General features: G+C 61.2%; 21 protein-coding genes. 8 read left to right on the top strand and 13 right to left on the bottom strand.

Annotated features, from left to right (window positions below):
* Positions 1-41 precede the first annotated feature (41 nt).
* On the bottom strand, positions 42-788 hold the full coding sequence (locus BOP96_RS10300; RefSeq protein ID WP_019820573.1) for a 3-oxoacyl-ACP reductase family protein: 747 nt from the start codon (positions 786-788) through the stop codon (positions 42-44).
* A gap of 107 nt (positions 789-895) precedes the next feature.
* Here BOP96_RS10300 and BOP96_RS10295 point away from each other — a divergent pair, with 107 nt between their 5' ends.
* On the top strand, positions 896-1,819 hold the full coding sequence (locus BOP96_RS10295) for a LysR family transcriptional regulator (protein ID WP_073452610.1): 924 nt from the start codon (positions 896-898) through the stop codon (positions 1,817-1,819).
* A gap of 105 nt (positions 1,820-1,924) precedes the next feature.
* Here BOP96_RS10295 and BOP96_RS10290 read toward each other — a convergent pair whose 3' ends face one another.
* The 3 genes from BOP96_RS10290 to BOP96_RS10280 all read right to left on the bottom strand — a co-directional run bounded on the left by BOP96_RS10290 (position 1,925) and on the right by BOP96_RS10280 (position 5,348).
* On the bottom strand, positions 1,925-2,653 hold the full coding sequence (locus tag BOP96_RS10290) for an aspartate/glutamate racemase family protein (protein WP_073452608.1): 729 nt from the start codon (positions 2,651-2,653) through the stop codon (positions 1,925-1,927).
* Between the two features lie 13 nt (positions 2,654-2,666).
* Positions 2,667-4,196 (bottom strand): NCS1 family nucleobase:cation symporter-1, encoded by a 1,530-nt coding sequence (locus BOP96_RS10285; RefSeq protein ID WP_019820568.1) that lies wholly within the window; start codon positions 4,194-4,196, stop codon positions 2,667-2,669.
* A gap of 417 nt (positions 4,197-4,613) precedes the next feature.
* Entirely contained in the window at positions 4,614-5,348 is a 735-nt protein-coding gene (locus BOP96_RS10280) for a phosphoadenylyl-sulfate reductase (protein WP_014719506.1), read from the bottom strand.
* Positions 5,349-5,499: 151 nt separating this feature from the next.
* On the opposite strand from BOP96_RS10280, the gene thrH reads away from it, so the two are divergent.
* Positions 5,500-6,117 (top strand): bifunctional phosphoserine phosphatase/homoserine phosphotransferase ThrH, encoded by a 618-nt coding sequence (gene thrH / locus BOP96_RS10275; RefSeq protein WP_014719505.1) that lies wholly within the window; start codon positions 5,500-5,502, stop codon positions 6,115-6,117.
* 127 nt (positions 6,118-6,244) lie between these two features.
* Here the strand turns inward: thrH and BOP96_RS10270 are convergent, their stop codons facing one another.
* The 6 genes from BOP96_RS10270 to rloA form a co-directional block, all read right to left on the bottom strand.
* Positions 6,245-6,601 (bottom strand): helix-turn-helix domain-containing protein, encoded by a 357-nt coding sequence (locus tag BOP96_RS10270; protein WP_014719504.1) that lies wholly within the window; start codon positions 6,599-6,601, stop codon positions 6,245-6,247.
* Positions 6,601-6,903, bottom strand: a complete 303-nt coding sequence (locus tag BOP96_RS10265; RefSeq protein ID WP_032903090.1) for a type II toxin-antitoxin system HigB family toxin — start codon at positions 6,901-6,903, stop codon at positions 6,601-6,603. The genes BOP96_RS10270 and BOP96_RS10265 overlap by 1 nt, the downstream gene beginning before the upstream one ends.
* Positions 6,904-7,129: 226 nt before the next feature.
* On the bottom strand, positions 7,130-8,473 hold the full coding sequence (pabB, locus tag BOP96_RS10260) for an aminodeoxychorismate synthase component I (RefSeq protein ID WP_019820564.1): 1,344 nt from the start codon (positions 8,471-8,473) through the stop codon (positions 7,130-7,132).
* 185 nt (positions 8,474-8,658) lie between these two features.
* The gene (locus tag BOP96_RS10255) at positions 8,659-9,645 is read right to left on the bottom strand and encodes an alpha-L-glutamate ligase-like protein (protein ID WP_003193326.1); all 987 of its coding nucleotides are present in this window, start codon (positions 9,643-9,645) and stop codon (positions 8,659-8,661) included.
* Positions 9,645-11,177 (bottom strand): osmotic stress tolerance membrane protein RloB, encoded by a 1,533-nt coding sequence (rloB, locus tag BOP96_RS10250; RefSeq protein ID WP_014719502.1) that lies wholly within the window; start codon positions 11,175-11,177, stop codon positions 9,645-9,647. The genes BOP96_RS10255 and rloB overlap by 1 nt, the downstream gene beginning before the upstream one ends.
* An 18-nt stretch (positions 11,178-11,195) precedes the next feature.
* Complete coding sequence (gene rloA / locus BOP96_RS10245) at positions 11,196-11,720, bottom strand: retropepsin-like aspartic peptidase RloA (protein WP_014719501.1); 525 nt, start codon at positions 11,718-11,720, stop codon at positions 11,196-11,198.
* A gap of 270 nt (positions 11,721-11,990) precedes the next feature.
* On the opposite strand from rloA, the gene BOP96_RS10240 reads away from it, so the two are divergent.
* From BOP96_RS10240 to prpD, 6 genes are all read left to right on the top strand, one after another.
* Complete coding sequence (locus BOP96_RS10240) at positions 11,991-12,704, top strand: GntR family transcriptional regulator (RefSeq protein WP_014719500.1); 714 nt, start codon at positions 11,991-11,993, stop codon at positions 12,702-12,704.
* Positions 12,701-13,594, top strand: a complete 894-nt coding sequence (gene prpB, locus BOP96_RS10235) for a methylisocitrate lyase (RefSeq protein WP_003193320.1) — start codon at positions 12,701-12,703, stop codon at positions 13,592-13,594. The genes BOP96_RS10240 and prpB overlap by 4 nt, the downstream gene beginning before the upstream one ends.
* Before the next feature lie 42 nt (positions 13,595-13,636).
* On the top strand, positions 13,637-14,764 hold the full coding sequence (prpC, locus tag BOP96_RS10230; RefSeq protein WP_014719499.1) for a bifunctional 2-methylcitrate synthase/citrate synthase: 1,128 nt from the start codon (positions 13,637-13,639) through the stop codon (positions 14,762-14,764).
* Between the two features lie 183 nt (positions 14,765-14,947).
* Positions 14,948-17,542, top strand: coding sequence for a Fe/S-dependent 2-methylisocitrate dehydratase AcnD (acnD, locus tag BOP96_RS10225; protein ID WP_020302623.1), 2,595 nt, complete (start codon positions 14,948-14,950; stop codon positions 17,540-17,542).
* A gap of 11 nt (positions 17,543-17,553) precedes the next feature.
* Complete coding sequence (gene prpF, locus BOP96_RS10220) at positions 17,554-18,744, top strand: 2-methylaconitate cis-trans isomerase PrpF (RefSeq protein WP_058410716.1); 1,191 nt, start codon at positions 17,554-17,556, stop codon at positions 18,742-18,744.
* A gap of 158 nt (positions 18,745-18,902) precedes the next feature.
* A complete protein-coding gene (gene prpD, locus BOP96_RS10215) occupies positions 18,903-20,387 on the top strand; it encodes a 2-methylcitrate dehydratase (protein WP_073452605.1) in 1,485 nt (494 codons plus the stop codon).
* 130 nt (positions 20,388-20,517) lie between these two features.
* Here the strand turns inward: prpD and BOP96_RS10210 are convergent, their stop codons facing one another.
* Genes BOP96_RS10210 through BOP96_RS10200 form a run of 3 tightly spaced genes read right to left on the bottom strand, consistent with a single transcriptional unit; the run spans position 20,518 to position 23,193 of the window.
* Positions 20,518-21,246, bottom strand: a complete 729-nt coding sequence (locus tag BOP96_RS10210) for an alanyl-tRNA editing protein (RefSeq protein ID WP_073452603.1) — start codon at positions 21,244-21,246, stop codon at positions 20,518-20,520.
* Between the two features lie 2 nt (positions 21,247-21,248).
* On the bottom strand, positions 21,249-22,241 hold the full coding sequence (locus tag BOP96_RS10205; protein WP_020302626.1) for a serine O-acetyltransferase: 993 nt from the start codon (positions 22,239-22,241) through the stop codon (positions 21,249-21,251).
* Positions 22,242-22,278: 37 nt separating this feature from the next.
* A complete protein-coding gene (locus tag BOP96_RS10200; RefSeq protein WP_003193306.1) occupies positions 22,279-23,193 on the bottom strand; it encodes a PLP-dependent cysteine synthase family protein in 915 nt (304 codons plus the stop codon).
* Positions 23,194-23,205: the final 12 nt, after the last annotated feature.

The raw sequence follows: 23,205 nt of genomic DNA, 5'->3' as shown, positions 1-23,205 counted from the left end.
GGGCAAGCCCGCTCCCACATTTGGTGTGCGGTTTTGCAAAATCAGGCGCTGAAACCACCGTCGATGGTCAGGCTGGCGCCCGTGATATAGCCGGCCTCCGGCCCGGCCAGATAGGCCACAAAACTGGCAATCTCCTCCACATGCCCATACCGTCCTACCGCCATCAACCCGATCAGGCTGTCGGCAAAATCACTGTTCGCCGGGTTCATATCGGTGTCCACCGGCCCAGGCTGCACGTTGTTGATGGTGATGCCCCGTGGCCCCAGGTCCCGCGCCAATCCCTTGGTCAACCCCACCAGCGCCGCCTTGCTCATGGCGTAGGGCCCGCCACCGCCAAAGGGCATGCGTTCGGCGTTGGTGCTGCCGATATTGATCACGCGGCCACCTTCGCCCATGTGCTTGGCGGCTTCCTGGGTGGCGATAAACACGCTGCGCACATTGATCGCCAAGGTCTGGTCGAAGTCTTCCAGCTTGAATTCGTCCAGCGGCGCGATGGCCAGCACGCCAGCGTTATTCACCAGGATATCCAGGCGTCCAAACGCCTCGACCGTGGCGTTGACCGCCGCGCGAATCGCCGTGGCATCGGCGCTGTCGGCGTGAATCGCCAGAGCCTGCCCCCCTGCGCCGATCACCTCGTTCTGCAGTGTTTCAGCCTTGGCGGCCGAGCTGACGTAGGTAAAGGCAACCGCTGCCCCTTGGGCGGCGAGGCGCTTGACGATGGCGGCGCCAATGCCGCGGGAACCGCCTTGAATCAAGGCGACTTTGCCGGTGAGGTTATGTGTGGTCATGTCGATCTCCGAGGTAGTTGATGGAGCGAGTATCGACCTCACCCGCGCAGCTCGGTAGCCCGTGGTTGCTATAGTCTGTGTAAACCAAAAGTTTAGAGTGGAGCGATATGGAAAGCTTTGGCAGTATCGAATGCTTTGTGCGCAGCGCCGAGGGTGGCAGCTTTGCCGAGGCTGCACGGCACCTGAGCCTCACTCCCGCAGCGGTGGGTAAAAGCGTTGCCAAGTTGGAGGCGCGCCTCGGGGTGCGGCTGTTCCAGCGCAGCACTCGGCGTCTGGCGCTGACCGAAGCCGGCAAGATGTTCCTGGCGGAAGTCAGCGGCAGCCTCACCACCATTCAGAATGCGGTCGCCAACCTGGCCAGTGCCGAAGGGCGGCCGGTGGGCACGCTCAAGGTCAGCATGGGGCCAGTGTTCGGCAATCGGTATGTGGTGCCGTTGTTGGGCGAATTCATGCAGCGCTGTCCGGATATCAGCCCGGACTGGCATTTTGATAACCGCCAGGTCGACCTGATCGGGCAAGGCTTCGATGCGGCCATCGGTGGCGGGTTTGATCTGCCCCAAGGCGTGGTGGCGCGCAAGTTGACCCCGGCGCACCGGGTGCTGGTGGCGTCGCCGGATTACCTGGCGCGCCGCCTGCCGGTGCGGGCGCCCGACGACCTGTCGCACTGCCTCGGCATCTTGATTCGCTCGCCGCAGACTGGCCGGGTGCGTTCATGGCAACTGACCCACCGTGAGCGCGAGCACAGCCCACTGGTACTGAAGCCAGCCATGACCATGAGCGACTCCGAAGCCGCCTGCTGCGCCAGTGCCCAGGGCCTTGGCATCGCGCTGGTGAGCATGCCAATGGCCGTGCCGTTCCTGGACAGCGGTGCGTTGGTGCGAGTGTTACCCGATTGGTATGTGGACGACGGTAATATTTCCATCTACTACGCCGAGCATAAGTTGCTGCCGGGCAAGACGCGGGCGTTTGTGGATTTCATTATTGAGCAGTTCGCCGAGCAGAAACTGGCTCAACGATTCAGTGCCATCTGAGCAGGGCCTTGCATCGAGTCGTGGCCATCGCGGGCAAGCCCGGCTCCCACAGTGATCGCAATCCAATGTGGGAGTCGGGCTTGCCCGCGATGCAGGCGCATCGGTCTACCGCCCGAACTTGCCCGGCCAACCAACGACTTTCTTCGGCCGCGGCGCCGCATACGTCCTGATCTTCGAGGTCGACAACCCCAACCGCACCAACGACTCGGCCACCATCACCGCCGCCGTCACTCCGTCCACCACTGGCACCCCGGTGCGCTGGCGGATCTGCTCATCCAGCCCGGCCATGCCGCCGCAGCCCAGGCAGATCACCTCGGCCTTGTCGTCGCGGATGGCCAGTTCGGCCTGGCGCACGATGGCCTCCGTGGCGCCCAGCGGGTCTTCTTCCAGTTCCAGCACCGCCATGCCGCTGGCGCGCACCGAAGCACAGCGCTGGTAGAGGCCGGCGAGTTTCAGCCGGTCTTCAATCAGCGGCACAGTGCGGTCCAGGGTGGTCACCACCGAGTAGGCGTGCCCCAGGAACATCGCGGTGCTGGCCGCCGCTTCGGTGATATCCACCACCGGCACATTGAGCAGTTCCTGCAGGCCTTCACGGCCATGTTCGCCGTAGCCGGCCTGAATCACCGCATCAAAGGGCTGGTCGTAGGCCATTACCCGATCCATCACGGCGATGGCTGCCAGATAGCTTTCAAAATTGCCTTCCACCGATTCTGCGCCGAAGTACGGGGTGAGCCCGACAATCTCGGTGCCCGGTGAAGCCACGGCCCGTGCTTGCTGGGCAATGGTGTCGGTGATGGATTCGGTGGTGTTGACGTTGACCACGAGGATACGCATGGAAAGTCCTTGTTTAATGACTGACGTTATCGACGGCAATGCTTTCGCCGCTGACATCGGCGTAGTGCGGTTGACGCTTGGCAATCAGCAGGTACAGCAACCCTGCAATGCCGGCGCCAAACAACCAGGAAAACGGCGAGACGCTGGCAAACCCCGGCAACAGCGCCAGCAGGATGGCGATCACCGCCGCCGGAATGAACGCCGCCACCGCACGCATATTCACCCCCCGGCTGTAGTAATAAATGCCTTGGGGGTCTTCGCTGTACAGCTGCGGCACATCCACCTGGCTTTTACGGATCAGCCAGTAATCGACCATGATCACCCCGTACAACGGCCCCAGCAGCGCGCCGAGGCCAGAGAGGAAATACACGATCACCAGTGGGCTGTTATAGAGGTTCCACGGCAGGATCAGCACGGCAACGAAGGCGCTGATCAGTCCGGCGCGGCGAAAGTTCAGGTACTTGGGCGCCAGGTTGCTTAATACAAAGGCCGGGGCGACGAAGTTGGCCATGATGTTCACCGCCACGGTGACGATCAGGAAGGCCAGGCAGCCGAGCACGAGAAAGAAGGTGTTGGGGATCGCCGCGATGATTTCGGTCGGGCTTTCGATCACGCGGCCATTGAGCTGGAACTGCCCGCCGCACAGCAGCACGGTGATGGCGGCGAACACCAGGATATTCACCGGCAGGCCCCAGAAGTTGCCGACCTGGATAGTCCTGCGGCAGGGTGAGGAACGGGCGAAGTCGCAGAAGTTGAGGATCAAGGTGCCGTAGATGGCCAGCCACAGCGCGCCGCCGGCAAAGATATTGCGCCACATCTCGCCGCCACTCAGGGGCTCGCGGATCGACCAGGCAATTTGCCCGTTCGCCTGGAAGTACATCCAGCCGGCCAGTGCGGCCACGGTCAGCAGAATCACCGGCCCGGCGAAGCCTTCATAGCGACGTACCATTTCCATGCCATAGGCGAGAATCACCAACTGCACCAGCCAGATCGCCACAAAGCACGCCCAACCCAGGGTCGACAGCCCCAGAATCGAGTCGTGGTCATAATCGGCAAAGCCTGGATGAATGGCGGTCAGCAGCACGCGGAAAACTACCGAGGCCAGGTAGGTCTGGATCCCAAACCAGGCAATCGCAATGACCGCCCGAATCAACGCCGGAATCTGCGCCCCATGAATGCCGAAGCTGATACGGCTGATAACCGGAAACGGCACACCGGTCTTCTGCCCCATGTAGCCCGACAAGTTCATAAAGAAGTACACCAGCGCCGCGCCGATCCCCAGGGACAGCAATATTTGCCAGCCGCCCAGGCCTAATGCATAGAGGCCGATGGCGAATGAGTAGTTGGCGATGTTGTGCACGTCATTGGTCCACAACGCGAAGATGCTATAGCGCCCCCAGCGTCGGCCTTCGACCTTGGTGGGCGCCAGGTCCTTGTTGTGCAGGCGCGGGCTGAGTACCAGCGGGCCGGGGCCGGCGGCCGCAGGGTTTAACGGGGAGGAGGGCAGATCCAGTGCGAGGGTGTTCGAGAGACTTGTACGCATTCCGGCAGGCTCCAGCGCATCTGCAGCAAAGCGGCGGATGGCAAAGTGTATGTAGGTTTTGTATTGATTGTATACAAAGCGCACTTCTGCCTAAGCCATATGCGTGCCAATTCTCGATATATGAAAATCTTGGCTAATTTCGTTTTTATATAGGTTGAGAATAACTCACTGAATTACGGACACTATAAGTTGACCGTTTGAACAGGTATTTATTTTTTTGTTAATTGGAGGGCTATTTATAGACGGCGCCATTGGCGCAGAGAGATGTTACGTTTTGGTGCGTTGTATATTAAGTTGCACACAAAAATGGCACTTATGGTTACAAGGTTGTGTACAAGATTTACCCGGCCGAAAGGAAATCTCGCTTTCTGTAGGAGCGAGCAAGTTCGCTCCTACAGAGGCGGTGGCATGAGAGGCTCAAGCCTTGCTGATGATATTCCCCGCATGCAGCCCGCATTCCTTCTGCGTGGCTTCTTCCCACCACCAGCGGCCTTCGCGCTCATGCTGGCGGGGCAGTACCGGCCGGGTGCAGGGCTCGCAGCCGATGCTGATGAAGCCGCGCTCATGCAGGCTGTTGTACGGCAGCTCCAGCATGCGGATGTAGCCCCACACCTCTTCGCTGGTCATCTGCGCCAGCGGGTTGAACTTGTACAGGGTGCGTTCCGGCGTGGAGAACGCCGTGTCGATTTCCAGCGCCGCCACCTGGCTGCGAGTGCCGGGGCTCTGGTCGCGGCGCTGGCCGGTGGCCCAGGCGCTGACACCTGCGAGTTTGCGGCGCAGCGGTTCGATCTTGCGGATGCCGCAGCATTCGCCATGGCCGTCCTTATAGAAGCTGAACAGGCCTTTCTCTTTGACGAAGGGCTCCAGCTTGCTCGGGTCTGGCGAGATCAGCTCGATGTCGATCTTGTAGAACTCACGCACCTGCTCGATAAACCGGTAGGTCTCCGGATGCAGGCGGCCGGTGTCGAGGCTGAACACCTTGACGTTCTTGTTCAGCTTCCAGGCCATGTCCACCAGCACCACATCCTCGGCACCGCTGAAGGAAATCCACAGGTCATCGCCGAACTGGCTGAACGCCAGCTTGAGAATGTCCTGGGCAGACTTGTTGGCATAAGTCGTGGCGAGTTCAACGACGTCGAAGGCTTGGTTCATCAGGACGGTTCCTACAGGTCAGTGGCGCTGAGCGCTCTCTAGGAGGGCGATGGTATCAAAAACTGTCCCGCGTTGCGGCGGCTGGCTTGAGTCGCTAGAGTTCGGCAGTCCTTTTGCTCGCTCAACTAACAACATCTAATAGGAGTGTCGTGTGGAAATTGCCTGCCTTGACCTGGAAGGGGTACTGGTTCCGGAAATCTGGATCGCCTTTGCCGAGAAAACCGGCATTGAGTCCCTGCGGGCCACCACCCGTGACATCCCCGACTACGACGTGCTGATGCAACAGCGCCTGCGTATCCTCGACGAGCATGGGCTCAAGTTGGCCGATATCCAGGCCGTGATCGCCACACTCAAGCCGCTGGACGGCGCGATCGAGTTCGTCAACTGGCTGCGCGAGCGCTTTCAGGTGGTGATCCTGTCCGACACCTTCTACGAGTTCTCCCAGCCGCTGATGCGTCAGCTGGGGTTCCCGACCTTGCTTTGCCACCGCTTGATCACCGATGAAAACGACCGGGTGGTCAGCTACCAACTGCGCCAGAAAGACCCCAAGCGCCAATCGGTGCTGGCATTCAAGACCCTCTACTACCGCGTGATCGCTGCCGGTGATTCCTACAATGACACCAGCATGCTGGGTGAAGCTGACCGTGGGATTCTGTTCCATGCGCCGGACAATGTGATCCGCGAATTCCCGCAGTTCCCGGCGGTGCATACGTTTGAAGACTTGAAAAAAGAGTTTATCAAGGCGTCGAATCGGCAGTTGAGCCTGTAAGTTATGCGGCGCGGCTGATTGCCCCATCGCAGGCAAGCCAGCTCCCACCTTCGACCCTGTAACGTCAAACGACGCGGTCAACTGAGGGAGCCGGGGTTGCCCGCGATGGCGTCGGCTCCGTCACCGCCTAACCCTCGGCCAGCAAGCGCTCATAAGGAATACGCAAGCCTTCATGCAGGCGTTTGATCATCGCCAGGCTCAGCTTGCGCTTGTGGTTCAGCACCTCTGACACCCGCCCACTGGTGCCGATAAAGGGCTCCAGGTCGCGGGCGGTCATGCCCAATTGCTCCATGCGAAACTTGATAGCCTCTACCGGATCCGAAGGGGGCATGGGGTAATGCTCGGCTTCGTACTTCTCGATGAGGATTGCCAGGATTTCCAGCTCATCACCTTCAGGCGAGCCGGGTAGTGCTCCCCATATCTGCTCGACTCGTACGAGTGCCGCAGTCAGGTCTTCCTGGGAGTGAATAGGTTTGATGTTCATCACGCAGTCTCCGCGTTGATCTGGTCGTACTGAGCGTGGGTTCCCACGAACCGTATAAACCCTAGTTGTCGCTGGTAGTCGATGGCCATGATCACTCGATACTTGTTGCCGCCGACGTTGAACACGACCCTGCCGCCCTTAAGAATGCTCGCTGTTCTGAGCTCGGCCTTGAGTGCTTGCGGTGTTGGATAATTGGCCTTTTCCATGTGCCGATACCACTCGACCAGCGGTGTTCTGGCGTCGCTATAAGCTGAATGGCTTTCCCAGAATATTCGTAGGGTAGAGAGAGCGATTATCCGCATCGCTTCAACCTCCCGTTTTGGGAGATCATAGGTGCGATTGCGCGGTTAGGCAATCTCGGAAATATTTCCAGACGAGGAGGCAGTCGCTTCATGTGATCCTTCACAGGTGGCGGTGGACGGTCGATCCGGACGCTATCTGCAAGCGTCTATTCCGTCCACAGCGGTTCTGATTCAGGCTTTTTCTATCGCATGGCGTTCTACTCGAACGCTAGGCAGGGGCTGTGCCCTACAGGTTTTCCAACGTTTGTAACAACACCCGCACCTTCGTCAGCGACTCCTGATACTCCGCCTGCCACTCTGAATCCGCCACAATCCCGCCGCCACCCCAGCAACACACCTGCCCATCCTTGACCAGCAAGCTGCGAATCGCGATGGAACTGTCCATCTCGCCGCGCACGTCCAGGTACATCAGCGAGCCGCAATAGAACCCGCGACGGTTGGGTTCAAGCTCGTCGATGATCTGCATGGCGCGAATCTTCGGCGCGCCGGTGATGGAGCCGCCGGGGAAGCTGCCGGCGATCAGGTCGAGGGCGTCTTTGTCGTCGGCCAATATGCCAGTGACGCTGCTTACCAGGTGGTGCACGTTGGGGTAGCTTTCCAGGCTGAACAATTCCGGCACGTTCACCGAGCCGATGCGGCAGCTGCGGCCAAGGTCGTTGCGCAGCAGGTCGACGATCATCAGGTTTTCTGCGCGGTCCTTGGGGCTGGCCAGCAGTTCGGCGGCGTTGGCGGCATCCTCTTCTGGCGTCAGGCCGCGAGGGCGGGTGCCCTTGATCGGGCGAGTCTCGACCTGGCGTTCGCTGATGCGCACAAAGCGTTCCGGCGACAGGCTCAGCACCGCGCCGTCATCCGGCAGGCTCTGGAACCCGGAAAACGGTGTCGGGCAGGCCTCGCGCAGGGCGCAGTAGGCCGCCCACGGGTCGCCGCTACAAGGTGCGCGAAAGCGTTGGGTAAAGTTGACCTGGTAGCAGTCGCCGGCCTGAATGTAATCCTGAATACGCAGGATGGCCTGCTGATATGCCTCCAGGCTGAGGTCCGGCGCCATGGGGCCCTGAAGCTTGAAGGCGGTGGGCGCGCTGCCCGTTGCATGACTGAACAGAGCGACGAGCCGTTGCCGCTCGCTATCGGCCAGCACCGGGTGAAACACCAGCTGGCTGGTGCGCGCCTGGTGATCGCTGACCAGCGCCCAGGCATACAACCCCAGGCGCGCATCCGGCAGGTGCAGGTCGTCCACGGCCAGGCGTGCAACCTGTTCCAGGTGCCGGCCGAAGTCATAGCTCAAGTAACCGATCAAACCGCCGGCAAAGGGCAATTCAACCCCAGCAGGCAGGGCGGCCTCACCCAACTGCGCCAGGTTTTCTCGCAAGCGTTGCAGGAAATCGCCGCCGCTTTCATCCGGCCCAACCGTCAAGGTTGCTTCAGGCCAGGCGCTGAGCAGGTCATAGCGCCCCCGCTCGGCAGCCGGGCGGCCGCTGTCGAGCAGCACCGCGCCAGGCGCATGGCGAATAGCCGCAAAGTACTCGGCGGGGTTGGCCCGGTAGGGTAAGGGGTAAACGGAACAGGTCGACATGCGAGGGTGAATCAGCCAGTGGCGTGGGGGAGGGGATTGTAGTCCTCTGTAGGACTTGCTCCTAGGGGGGATGTCGGTGATAGCTCGATAGAGGGCATAGCCTGGGGGATGGATGGCTTGTCAGAAAGCTATCGCAGGCAAGCCAGCTCCCACCTAGCGAGCCCGGGCTTGCCTGCGATGCGCTGCTAACCTTCAACCGGCGGAATATGCCCGAACATCTCCTGCACGAACTTCACCCGTTCTTCTGGGGTTTCTGTCACCCCGGCCGCCTTGAGTTCTTCCAGCCGCGCCTCCACCGCATGGGTGCGCAAGGTCAAGCCGCAGTCGTTGGCAATCTGGATGTTCAGCCCTGGCCTTGCGTTCAGCTCAAGGATCAGCGGGCCTTTTTCCTGGTCCAGCACCATGTCCACGCCGATATAACCCAGCCCGCACAGCTCATAGCAGCCGGCTGCGAGTTTCATGAAACCGTCCCAGTTGGGCAGTTGCACGCCATCCACCGCGTTGGTGGTGTCGGGGTGCTTGGTGATGATGTTGTTCAGCCAGGTGCCGCGCAGGGTCAGGCCGGTGGCCAGGTCTACACCCACGCCGATCGCGCCCTGGTGCAGGTTGGCCTTGCCGCCGGACTGGCGGGTGGGCAAGCGCAGCATCGCCATCACCGGGTAGCCCATCAGCACGATGATGCGGATGTCCGGCACGCCTTCATAGCTGATGCTCTTGAAGATCTGGTCGGGCACCACGCGGTACTCGATCAACGCGCGGTCGCGGTGGCCGCCGAGGGAGTACAGGCCGGTGAGGATGCTGGAAATCTGGTGCTCGATCTCTTCATGGCTGATGATCTTGCCGGACACCGTGCGATAGCGCCCTTCAAAACGGTCTGCAACCACCAGGATGCCGTCGCCACCGGCGCCCTGGGCGGGCTTGATCACGAAGTCGCTGCGCCCACCGATAATCTCGTCGAGCTTGTCGATTTCCTTTTCGGTGGAGATCACCCCGTACATTTCCGGTACATGGATACCGGCGGCCAGCGCCCGTTCCTTGGTAATGATCTTGTCATCCACTATCGGGTACAGGCTGCGCTTGTTGTACTTGAGCACGTAGTCGGCATTACGCCGGTTAATGCCCATGATCCCCCGCGCTTCCAGGGCCTTCCAGGTCTTCCAGAAGCCGAACATCAAGAGTCAGCCTTCAGGAACGCCTTGAAACGCACCAGCTCGGTGAGGCGATAGCCGCGGTAGCGACCCATGGCCAGCATGAAGCCCACCAGGATCAACAGGATCGCCGGGAAGGTGAACACGAAGTAGACCAACTCCGGCACGCTCATGATCAGGTGCGCCAGGGACGCAGCGAACAGCGTGCCAATCGCCACTTTCAGCGCATGGTTGGCGCCACGCTCCTCCCAGGTGATCGACAGGCGTTCGATGGTCATGGTCAGGATCACCATCGGGAACAGCGCCACCGACAAGCCGCGTTCCAGCCCCAGCTTGTGGCTGAACAGGCTGATGGCGGCAATCAGCACCACCACGAAGGTCAGCACCACCGACAGCCTCGGCAGCATCTGCAGTTTAAGGTGTTCAAGGTACGACCGGAGCGACAGGCCCAGTGCCGTGATGATCGTGAACAGCACAATCCCGAAGCCCAACTGGGTCTCGCGGAATGCCAGGGCGATCAGTACGGGGGTGAAGGTGCCCAGGGTCTGCAGGCCGATGAGGTTGCGCAGGATCAAGATCACCAGCACGCCTATCGGGATCATCACCATGATCATGAAGGTCTGCTGGGTTTGCAGCGGCAGGCCGTACAGCGAGTATTCGAGGAAGTTGGCGTCGGTGTTTTCGTCCGTCAGCTTGGCCAGGCGGATGGCGTTCATCTCGCTGTTGTTCAGGCTGAAGGTCACCATGGCTTTCTTGCCGCCATCGACGGTGATCAGGTTTTCATCGCCGGTCCACCACAGCAGGCGGTCGGCGGGCAGGCCCTGTTCGCCAGTCTCCGGGTTGAAGTACAGCCAGTCGTTGCCGTTGAAACTGCGCAGCCACAGTTCCGGGGTTTGCGGCTGGTCGGCCACCAGGCGGATGGTGTGGACTTTTTCTACCGGCACGTGGGCGATGGACAGCAGCAGTTCGACGATCTTGGCTTTGTGCGGCGTCGAGGGGTCGCCGGCCAGCAGCAACTTCACATTGTCGTCGTTGAGGTTGTTGGTGCGCTTGATGGCTTCACTGATAAAGGTTTCGACGTCGGCCGAGTGCTGGCGGATCGGGGCCAGCAAGGCTTCGGCGGCGATCTTCTCGGGGCCTTCCACGGCGATGCTGTCGCGGAAGGTCGGGCCTTTGATCTTGATCTTTTCGCCGCTGTAGCGCTTGGTCAGCACCAGGCGGTAATAGAGGGTCTGGTTGCCCTTGGCCCGGCGCGCCGACCAGGTGACCTTGCGGTTGCCGTCGATGCGGTTGACGCTCACCCCGTAGTTGTTCGAGATAAAGCTCTCATTGAGGCTGACGAAGTCGCGGCTCAAGGGCGGCACGAACATCTGGATCTTGACCGGGTCTTTCGGGTTGGCGACGAACTCGACCTTGGCGTCGATGTTCCACAAGTCGTCGGTGGCATCTTCGGTGACGGGAATTCCCAGCACGAAGATCTGATAGGCGGTGACCGAAATGCCCAGCACCACCAGCAAGGTGATCAGGATTTTCAGGTGCAGGGTCAGAGAGCGCATTCGGTTTACTCGGCGGTATTAAGCGTCGGCGGCGCAGGCGGGTTTGCCTGCTGCATATTTAAGACTGGGGTCGACCAGCGCATCAAAGCGTTTCAAGGCTTCGGAGCCAATCAGCAGCGGGTATTGGAATGCGCTGCGGTCAGTCAAGTTCACTTCGATGCTGCGTAAAGCACTGCCCATGCAGATATCCAGCGCAATCACTGGGCGGGCGGTGTAGTTCTTGTCCTCATCGGGGTCGTAGTCGCCGGCGCGGCGCTTGATCTTGCTGACACGCGCCAGGGGCAGTTCGATGGGGTGGGAATGGGCGGTGTCGATGGCCAGGTAGAAGCGTACCCAGGATTCGCCATTGCGCTTGAAGCGCTTGATATCGCGGGCACTCAACGAGGCGGTCTTGGCGCCGGTGTCGAGTTTGGCCGCCACTTCCAGGTCGATACCCGCAAGCTTGGCGTATTCATTCAGGCCGTACACGGTCTTCTCGGCGCCAGCGCCAAGGCTCGGTATGCACAGCAGGCACATCACTAGTAGGTAAGGCTTGAGTCTCATAAATCCTGAGGCAGGGCAGTGCACTGTTCATTTCATGGGGACTGGCATTGCTGCGCAATCTCGGGTGCGCCCTTTCATCATTTGATGTCAGGCAAAAGCGGCGGGCATTCTAACATGATGCTTTTTTGGCGCCAGCGCTGGCAGGCGGCCATGCCTGGGCGGGCGATTGATGGGGTTATTAGACGATTGTCGACAATGTGTATTTATTCTTTGACTATGAGAGGCTTATTGGCTAATTTTTGCGGCATTGATTTTAAAGGTGTCGACAATATGCTGGAGCAACTGGAAAAACCATCGGTGGCACCAGACGATTCCCAGACCATGTCAGAGAACGTCTTCCGGCGTATCCAGGCCGCCATCGTCAAAGGCGAAATCGCCCCCGGTAGCAAGATTTCCGAGCCGGAGCTGGCGCGCACCTACGGCATCAGTCGCGGCCCGCTGCGCGAAGCGATCCATCGCCTGGAAGGCCAGCGCCTGCTGGTGCGGGTGCCTCATGTCGGCGCACGCGTGGTGTCTTTGAGTCACGCCGAGCTGGTCGAACTGTATGAGATTCGCGAGTCCTTAGAGGGCATGGCCTGTCGCCTGGCCGCCGAGCGTATGACTGACGCAGAGATCGAGGAGCTGCGCCAGGTGTTGCACACCCACGAACGGGATGCGGCGTTCCAGGCCGGTGTCGGCTATTACCAGCAGGAAGGCGACTTCGATTTTCACTACCGCATCATTCAAGGTGCCGGTAACCGCACCCTCACCCAAATGCTCTGCGGCGAGCTGTATCAACTGGTGCGCATGTACCGCATCCAGTTCTCCGCCACCCCCAATCGTCCACGCCAGGCCTTTGCCGAGCATCACCGCATTCTGGACGCGATTGCCGATCGCGACGGTGAACTGGCCGAACTGTTGATGCGCCGGCATATCGGCGCCTCCAAACGCAACATTGCCCGTCACTTCCCGGACGGTGCGCCTTCATCACGAGGTGAGTCATGAGTTCCAACAACAACAGCACTCCCGGCCAGCGTTTCCGTGACGCCGTCGCCAGCGAACAGCCCTTGCAAGTGGTGGGCGCCATCAATGCCAACCATGCGCTCTTGGCCAAGCGCGCCGGCTTCAAGGCGATTTATCTGTCAGGTGGCGGTGTAGCCGCCGGCTCTCTCGGCGTGCCGGACCTGGGTATCACCGGCCTGGATGACGTGCTCACCGACGTGCGTCGCATTACCGACGTGTGCGACCTGCCGCTGCTGGTGGACGTGGACACCGGTTTCGGCTCCTCGGCGTTCAACGTGGCACGTACCGTCAAGTCGATGATCAAGTTCGGCGCCGCCGCCATCCATATCGAAGACCAGGTGGGCGCCAAGCGCTGCGGTCATCGCCCCAACAAAGAAATCGTGTCCCAGCAAGAAATGGTCGACCGCATCAAGGCCGCCGTGGATGCGCGCACCGATGACAGCTTCGTGATCATGGCGCGCACCGACGCCCTGGCGGTCGAGGGCCTGGAGTCCGCGCTGGAGCGTGCCGCCGCGTGCATCGAGGCCGGTGCCGACATGGTGTTCCCGGAAGCCATCACTGAACTGGAGATGTACAAGCTGTTCGCCTCCCGCGTGAAGGCGCCGATCCTGGCGAACATCACCGAGTTCGGCGCCACACCGCTGTACACCACCGAACAGTTGAAATCTGCGGATGTTTCCATTGTGCTGTACCCGCTCTCGGCTTTCCGTGCCATGAACAAGGCGGCCGAGAATGTCTACACCGCGATTCGTCGCGACGGTACCCAGCAGAATGTGATCGACACCATGCAAACGCGCATGGAGCTTTACGATCGCATCGACTACCACACCTTCGAGCAGAAGCTCGACGCGCTGTTCGCCGCGAAAAAATAAACCCTGTGGTTCCCTGAACAACTACAAAATTGGAGAACGAACATGGCTGAAGCAAAAGTATTGAGTGGTGCTGGCCTGCGTGGCCAGGTCGCCGGGCAGACTGCACTGTCCACCGTGGGCCAGGCCGGCGCCGGCCTGACCTACCGTGGCTACGACGTACGCGAACTGGCCGCCGACGCCCAGTTTGAAGAAGTCGCCTACCTGCTGCTGTACGGTGAACTGCCAACCCAGGCCGAACTGGCCGCTTACAGCAACAAGCTGAGCAAACTGCGTGACCTGCCCCAGGCCCTGAAAGAAGTGCTCGAACGCATCCCCGCCGACGCCCATCCGATGGACGTGATGCGCACCGGGTGCTCGTTCCTGGGCAATATCGAGCCGGAGAAAGATTTCAGCGTGCAGCGCGATGTCACCGACCGCCTGCTCGCCGCGTTCCCGGCGATCATGTGCTACTGGTATCGCTTCAGCCACGACGGCCAGCGCATCGACTGCGTGACCGACGAGCCGAGCATCGGTGGCCACTTCCTGCACCTGCTGCATGGCAAGAAACCGAGCGAGCTGCACGTCAAAGTGATGAACGTGTCGCTGATCCTCTACGCTGAACACGAATTCAACGCTTCGACCTTCACCGCACGGGTGTGTGCATCGACATTGTCCGACCTGTATTCCTGCGTCACCGCTGCCATCGGCTCCCTGCGCGGCCCGCTGCACGGCGGTGCCAACGAAGCGGCGATGGAAATGATCGAACGTTTCTCCTCGGCCCAGGAAGCGGTTGAAGGCACCCTTGGCATGTTGGCGCGCAAAGACAAGATCATGGGCTTTGGCCACGCGATCTATAAAGACAGCGATCCGCGCAATGAAGTGATCAAGGGCTGGTCGAAAAAGCTCGCTGACGAAGTGGGCGACACCGTGTTGTTCCCGGTCTCCGAAGCCATCGACAAGACCATGTGGGAACAGAAGAAGCTGTTTCCTAACGCCGATTTCTACCATGCCTCGGCGTACCACTTCATGGGCATCCCGACCAAGCTGTTCACGCCGATTTTCGTATGCTCGCGCCTGACTGGCTGGGCTGCGCACGTGTTCGAGCAGCGCGCCAACAACCGCATCATCCGTCCAAGCGCCGAGTACACCGGCGTTGAGCAGCGCAAGTTCGTGCCAATCGAACGTCGCTGAATGGGATGGGCTGTGCCCGCTGGCTCATGTGCTTGTGTGTGGGAGCTGGCTTGCCTGCGATGGCATCACCTCGGTGTACCTGTCACACCACAGTGATGCCATCGCAGGCAAGCCAGCTCCCACAGGAAACAAAGCCAGTGTCGACAGTTCACCTTTCGAACTTACCGTGACCGAGTCCTGACGATGAACACTGAATTTCGCAAACCGCTCCCCGGCAGCCGCCTGGATTTCTTCGACGCCCGTGCGGCTGTCGAGGCAATCACCCCCGGCGCCTACGCCACGCTGCCCTACACTTCGCGCGTGCTCGCCGAGAACCTGGTGCGCCGTTGCGACCCGGCCACCCTCGACGCGTCCCTGAGCCAACTGATCGAGCGCAAGCGCGACCTCGACTTCCCGTGGTTCCCGGCCCGCGTGGTGTGCCATGACATCCTCGGCCAGACCGCTCTTGTCGACCTCGCCGGCCTGCGCGATGCCATCGCCCAGCAAGGCGGCGACCCGGCGCAGGTCAACCCGGTAGTGCCCACCCAATTGATCGTCGACCACTCCCTGGCCGTCGAGGCCGGTGGTTTTGATCCGCAAGCCTTCGAAAAAAACCGCGCCATTGAAGACCGTCGCAACGAAGACCGTTTCCACTTCATCGAGTGGACCAAAAAGGCCTTCAAGAACGTCGATGTGATCCCGCCGGGCAACGGCATCATGCACCAGATCAATCTGGAGAAAATGTCCCCGGTGATTCAAGTGCGTGACGGCGTGGCCTTCCCGGATACCTGTGTCGGCACCGACAGCCATACGCCTCACGTAGACGCCCTGGGTGTGATCGCCATCGGCGTCGGTGGCCTGGAAGCCGAGAGCGTGATGCTCGGCCGCGCGTCGTGGATGCGCCTGCCGGAAAGCGTGGGCGTGGAATTGACCGGCAAGCTGCAACCGGGCATCACCGCCACCGATATGGTGCTGGCGCTCACCGAGTTCCTGCGCCAGCAAAAGGTGGTCGGCGCCTGGCTGGAGTTCTTCGGCGAAGGGGCGTCGGCACTCACTTTGGGTGACCGTGCCACCATCTCCAACATGGCCCCGGAGTACGGCGCCACCGCCGCGATGTTCTACATCGACGCGCAAACCATCGCTTACCTCAAACTCACCGGCCGCGAAGACGAACAAGTCGCCTTGGTCGAGCAATACGCACGTCACACCGGCCTGTGGGCGGACGACTTGAAAGGCGCGCAGTACGAGCGCAGCCTGAGCTTCGACCTCTCCAGCGTCGTGCGCAACATGGCCGGCCCGAGCAACCCCCATGCCCGCCTGGCCACCCGCGACCTGGCGTCAAAAGGCATTGCCGGCCAATGGGATGACGTGCCGGGGCAAATGCCCGACGGCGCGGTGATCATCGCTGCCATCACCAGTTGCACCAACACCAGCAACCCGCGCAACGTGATTGCCGCCGGCCTGTTGGCACGCAACGCCAACAAGCTGGGGCTGACCCGCAAGCCGTGGGTCAAGTCGTCTTTGGCGCCGGGCTCGAAAACCGTGGCCATGTACCTGGAAGAAGCCGGCCTGGGCCATGAGCTGGAAAAACTCGGTTTTGGCGTGGTGGCCTTTGCCTGCACCACCTGCAACGGCATGTCCGGCGCACTCGACCCGGTGATCCAGCAAGAGATCATCGACCGCGACCTGTACGCCACCGCGGTGTTGTCGGGTAACCGCAACTTTGACGGGCGCATTCACCCTTACGCCAAGCAAGCCTTCCTGGCGTCGCCGCCGCTGGTGGTGGCCTATGCGATTGCCGGTACCATCCGTTTCGACATCGAGAAGGACGTGCTCGGCCTGGATGCCGACGGCAACGAAATCCGCCTGCAAGACATCTGGCCGAGCGATGAAGAGATCGACGCGGTGGTCAAGGCTTCGGTAAAACCCGAGCAATTCCGTGCGGTGTATATCCCGATGTTCGCCATCCACGAAGACACCGGGCCCAAGGTCACGCCGCTGTACGACTGGCGTCCACAAAGCACCTATATCCGCCGCCCGCCGTACTGGGAAGGCGCGCTGGCCGGTGCACGACCGCTCAAGGGCATGCGCCCGCTGGCGGTGCTGCCGGACAACATCACCACCGACCACTTGTCGCCGTCCAACGCGATCATGCTGGACAGCGCCGCCGGTGAATACCTGGCGAAAATGGGCTTGCCCGAGGTCGACTTCAACTCCTACGCGACACACAGGGGTGACCATTTGACGGCGCAGCGCGCCACCTTCGCCAACCCGAAACTGTTCAACGAAATGGTGCAGGAAAACGGCAAGGTCAAGCAGGGCTCTCTTGCGCGCATCGAGCCGGAAGGCAAGGTCACGCGGATGTGGGAAGCCATCGAGACTTACATGGAGCGCAAGCAACCGCTGATCATCATCGCCGGCGCCGACTATGGCCAAGGTTCGTCCCGCGACTGGGCGGCCAAGGGCGTACGCCTGGCCGGTGTGGAAGCGATTGCCGCCGAAGGCTTCGAGCGCATCCACCGCACCAACCTGGTGGGCATGGGCGTGTTGCCCCTGGAGTTCCTGCCAGGCACCGACCGCCACACCCTGCAAATCGACGGCAGTGAAACCTATGACGTGGTCGGCGAGCGCACCCCGCGTGCGCAACTGACCCTGGTGATCAACCGCAAGAATGGCGAACGTGTCGAGGTGCCAGTGACCTGCCGCCTGGACACCGCCGAAGAAGTGTCGATCTACGAAGCCGGTGGCGTGTTGCAACGTTTCGCCCAGGACTTCCTGGAATCAAAGGCGACCGCCTGAAGAGGATAACCATGGCACACGTAGCGCAAATCAAAATCCCCGCCACCTACATGCGTGGCGGCACCAGCAAGGGCGTGTTCTTCAGCCTCCAGGACCTGCCCGCCGCGGCGCAGGTGCCGGGCCCTGCACGCGACGCCTTGTTGCTGCGGGTGATTGGCAGCCCCGACCCCTATGACAAGCAGATCGACGGCATGGGGGGTGCCACCTCGAGCACCAGCAAGACCGTGATCCTGGCCAAAAGCAGCCGCGCCGATCACGACGTGGATTACCTGTTCGGCCAGGTCTCCATCGACAAGCCATTTGTCGATTGGAGCGGCAACTGCGGCAACCTGTCGGCGGCGGTGGGTTCGTTCGCCATCAGTGCCGGCCTGGTCGATGCGGCCCGCGTACCCCATAACGGCGTGGCCGTGGTGCGGGTGTGGCAGGCCAATATCGGCAAGACCATCATCGCCCACGTGCCAATCACTGACGGCGCGGTGCAGGAAACCGGCGACTTTGAACTGGACGGCGTGACCTTCCCGGCTGCCGAAGTGCAGTTGGAATTCATGGACCCCGCGGCGGAAGAAGAGGGCGGTGGTGGTTCGATGTTCCCCACTGGCAACCTCGTCGACGACCTGGAGGTACCCGGCGTCGGTACCTTCAAGGCCACGTTGATCAACGCCGGTATCCCGACGATTTTCATCAATGCCCAGGACTTGGGCTACACCGGAACCGAGCTGCAAGGCGCGATCAACAGCGACCCCAAGGCCCTGGCGATGTTCGAGACCGTGCGGGCGTATGGCGCGTTGCGCATGGGCCTGATCAAACACCTGGACGAAGCCGCCCAGCGCCAGCACACGCCCAAGGTGGCGTTCGTCGCCAAACCTGCCGATTACGTGGCCTCCAGCGGCAAGGCGATCCAGGCCGGCGATGTGGACCTGCTGGTGCGCGCCTTGTCGATGGGCAAACTGCACCACGCGATGATGGGCACCGCGGCGGTGGCGATTGGCACCGCCGCGGCGATTTCCGGCACCTTGGTCAACCTGGCGGCGGGCGGCGTAGAGCGCAATGCCGTGCGCTTCGGGCACCCGTCCGGCACTTTGCGCGTAGGCGCCGAGGCCAGCCAGGTGGACGGTGAATGGGTGGTGAAAAAAGCCATTATGAGCCGCAGTGCACGGGTGTTGATGGAAGGCTACGTACGCATCCCCGGCGACGCCTTTTAGCTTGATCGTTCCCACGCTCCGCGTGGGAACGTCGCCTGGGACGCTCTGCGTCCTGCTGTGACGCAGAGCGTCACGGGATGCGTTCCCACGCGGAGCGTGGGAACGATCAACATCAACCTTGAGCTTGAGGAACAACCCCAACTTTTAGGAGAACCGCCATGAGCGCCAACGTCGACCAGAACAACCGTCCCGACTACGACCCGGTGTTGCAGGACATCGCCGACTACGTCCTCAACTACCGCATCGACTCCCAGGACGCCCTGGATACCGCCCGCAACTGCCTGATGGACACCCTCGGCTGTGGCCTGCTGGCCCTGCGCTTCCCCGAGTGCACCAAGCACCTGGGGCCGATGGTAGAGGGTACCGTGGTGCCGTTTGGCGCACGGGTGCCGGGCACTTCGTTTCGCCTGGACCCGGTCAAGGCCGCCTGGGATATCGGTTGCATCGTGCGCTGGCTCGACTACAACGACACCTGGCTCGCCGCTGAATGGGGCCACCCTTCGGACAACCTTGGCGGCATCCTCGCCGTGGCCGATCACCTGTCGCAAAAGCGCCTGGCCAATGGCGACGCGCCGCTGACCGTGCGTGCAGTGTTGGAAGCGATGATCATGGCCCACGAAATCCAAGGGGTGATTGCCTTGGAGAACTCCTTCAACCGGGTAGGTCTCGACCATGTGTTGCTGGTGAAAGTCGCCTCCACGGCGGTCACCGCCAAGCTGATGGGGGCCAACCGCGAGCAACTGCTATCGGCGTTGTCACACGCTTTTGTCGATGGCCAGGCGCTGCGCACCTATCGCCATGCACCGAATGCCGGCTCGCGCAAATCCTGGGCCGCAGGCGATGCATCGAGCCGCGGCGTACGCCTGGCAGACATCGCCTTGCGTGGCGAAATGGGCATCCCCGGTGTATTGAGTGCGCCGCAGTGGGGCTTCTACGACGTGCTGTTCAGCCACACCAACAAGGACTTGGCGCTCAAGCCCGAGGATAAGCGCGCGTTCAGCCTGCCCCAACCCTACGGCACCTACGTGATGGAGAACGTGCTGTTCAAGATCAGCTTCCCGGCCGAGTTTCACGCGCAAACTGCCTGTGAAGCGGCAGTCGCCCTGCACCCGCTGGTCGAGCATCGCCTGCATGAAATCGACCGCATCGTGATCACGACTCACGAGTCGGCGATTCGCGTTATTTCCAAGGTCGGCCCATTGGCCAACGCCGCTGATCGCGACCACTGCCTGCAATACATGACCGCCGTGCCCTTGGCGTTCGGCAACCTGGTGGCCGAGCAGTATGAAGATGATTTCCACGCGGCCCACCCGATCATCGATGAGCTGCGCGACAAGATGGTCGTCATCGAAGACCCGCGCTACAGCCGCGAATACCTGGAGGCCGACAAGCGCTCCATTGCCAATGCGGTGCAGGTGTTTTTCACGGATGGCACCTGCACCGAGCAGGTGGCGGTGGAGTATCCGATTGGCCATCGTCGCCGTCGGGTGGACGGCATTCAATTGCTGGAAGACAAGTTCAAGGCCAACCTGGCCACGCGGTTCACTGCGCAACGCAGCGCCGAAATCTTTGCGTTGTGCAACGATCAGGCACGGCTTGAGGCGACGCCAGTCAACCGTTTCATGGACCTGCTCACGATCTGAAAAACAACGCGGTTAATGTGGGAGCTGGCTTGCCTGCGATAGCGGTGTGTCAGCCCCACATGAATTGACTGGATGTCAGCTATCGCAGGCAAGCCAGCTCCCACAGTTGATTGAAGTTCTGCTTCAGAATCTATTCAAACCGCAGTATCACCCGGCGGTTGTGCTTGCTCTTCTTCTCGATCTTTTCGCAGAACACCCGGCCGATTTCCTCGGTATTGAGCACATGGGTGCCGCCGCAGGGCTGGATATCGATGCCGGGGATTTCAATCACCCGGACCGAACCGGAGACCACCGGCGGCGCAACCGCCTGGGTGCGGGTGATCTGCAGCAGGGTCGCGTACTCGGTGGCGGGCATCGACAGAGTTTGGACCGCGTGGGCTTGTTCGATAAGGGCGTTGAGGTCTTGGGTGAGGCGATCTTTGTCCAAGGTCATTTCTGGCAGGTCGAAATCCAGGCGGCCTTTATCTGCGCTGATGCTGCAACCGGTCACGGGCGCGTCGATGAGCGAACACAGCAAGTGCAGGCAAGTGTGCATCTTCATGTGCTGGTAGCGCCGCTCCCAATCCAGCCCAGCGTCGACCTGGACGCCAGCGGCCAACTGTTCGGGGTAGTGGTCCACCTGGTGCCAGATGATCGAGCGCAACACCGGGTCGCGCACGGTGCCGGTCACTTGCACCCGTGTGCCATCGGCCAGAGTGAGGTGACCGGTATCGCCTGGTTGCCCGCCGCCGGTGGGGTAGAACAGGGTGTGCTCCAGGGCGATACCCTGTTCGCTGATGGCAATCACCCGGGCGCTGAAGGCGTTCTGGTAGGGCGCGCTGTCAAACAGCGCCAGGGTTTCCATGGTATGCACGGACATGTTCAACCTCCGACGATCAATGGGGTGGCTTGCAAGAGGTGGCGCACCAGTGCGCTCAAGCCAGGGGGAGAGAGCAGGGTGATTTCAAATTCCGGCCCGCATACCTTCAGGTTCAGCGGCAGGCGTGGCAGTTGTTCGCCGGTGTCGAGGCGACGCAGACGAAACTGCAGGTGATGCCGCTCTTTCACCGTGGGTTCAAGCATCAGCCCTTGCAGGGGATGAAAGTCGGCGTCCAGCACGGTGACCTTGTGGCCGGCACTCACTTCGCCCACCACGTGCAAGCGCTCATCCAGGGCAAAGGCGCCGAGGTAGTTGCTGTGGTCCGATTCATCGTTTTTTTGCAGTTGGATCTGGTTGACCACCTTGACCTTGGTGCCTGCCGGCACGTCTTGGGTAATCACGCAGGAGGGGCTGATAAACACGTTATCGCCGATCGAAACATAGCCCAGCACCCGGGCGCCGGCGCCGACTTCGACGTTGTTGCCCAGGCGCGGGTGGCGTTTGCCGTCCGGGTTGTTGGCAATACCGCGCGCACCCAGGGTCACGCCGCAGAGGATGTAGCAGTCGTTGCCGATCACGCAGGTTTCGCCGATGACGGTGCCGTAGCCATGGTCCAGCACAAAGCGACGGCCGATGCGCGCTGCCGGGTGAATCTCGGCACCGGAGAGGATCTTGCCCTGGTTACTCAGCTTGAGGGCCATGCGCGAAAAATCGCCGTTGTCTGCGCCCTGGAAATGCCACACCAGGTGCGCAAGGCGGTAGAACAGCACGGCCTTGAACGAGGCGTAGGATTCCAGGATCAACTCACCGCGCCCACGGGACGCGGGGTCGCGATAGGCATAGGCAATCAGGTCCTCGGCCACCGCCTGCGCGGCGTTCTGAATCAACGGCGCCAGGTGCGGCTCCAGCTGCTTCATCTGTCTGGGCGTGAGGGTGGTGATGAGGTGGGTGAGCAACTCATCGTGCAGCTGTTGCATGTCGATAAAGCCCCCCATGGAGACACCCCCGTATGTTGAATGGTTAAAAGCCCGGTTACTCGAAACTGGGCAGGTAGCTGTCGGCATTGTCGTAGACCATGGTCAACACCACCGTTTCAGGCGGCAGTTCGGGGGCGAGTTGGGCGATGGCGACCATGTTGGCGGCCGAAGACAGCCCCAGGCTGATGGCATCGGTGCGCATGATGCGTTTGATCATGTCCAGGCAATCGGCGTGCGACACCTTGAGCATGCCGTCGATCACGTCCAGGTTGAGGATGCTGGGGATCAGGCCGATCGACAGGCCCTGGATCCCGTGCGCCGCGTGCCGGTCTTTGAGCAGGTCGCATTCTTCCGGTTCTACGCCCATCACTCGCAGCGCGGGCCAGGCGGCCTTGAGGGTTTCGCCGATACCGGTGATATGGCCCCCGGTGCCAATGCCGCTGACGAAGTAGTCCACGCGCTGTTCACCGAAGGCGCGAAGGATTTCCGGAGCGGTGGTGTCGCGGTGGGTTTGGGGGTTGGCGCCATTACGTTGCTGGTTGAGCATCACGTAGTTGGGGTTCTCCAACTGCAGCTCCATGCACTTTTCGCCGTGGGAGTTATTGCCCAGGCGACTGTCGGACAGCACTACCCTGGCGCCGTACAGACGCAGCAGCTTCTGTTTTTCCGGGCTGTAGTTGTCAGGGATCACCAGCACCACTTTGTAGCCCAGCACATTGCCGGCCATTACCAAGCCAATGCCGGTGTTGCCGCCACTGGGTTCGATGATGGTCTGCCCGGAATCACGGATCAGCACACCGCGGCGCTCGGCATCCAGAATCATGCCCAGGGCGATGCGCGCCTTGTGGCTGCCACCGGGGTTGAGCGACTCCAGCTTGGCGTAGACCTCGATGCCGAGGTCTTCGGAAAACTGGGCCAGACGCACGATCGGCGTCTGGCCGATCACGTCGAGAATGGAGTTATGCAGCATCAGCACGTCCCC

This window comes from Pseudomonas sp. FSL W5-0203 (assembly GCF_001896155.1).
GTDB lineage: Bacteria > Pseudomonadota > Gammaproteobacteria > Pseudomonadales > Pseudomonadaceae > Aquipseudomonas > Aquipseudomonas paracarnis.
The sequence above is the reverse complement of the archived record's forward strand: the minus strand, read 5'-3'. Positions and strand labels throughout refer to the sequence as shown.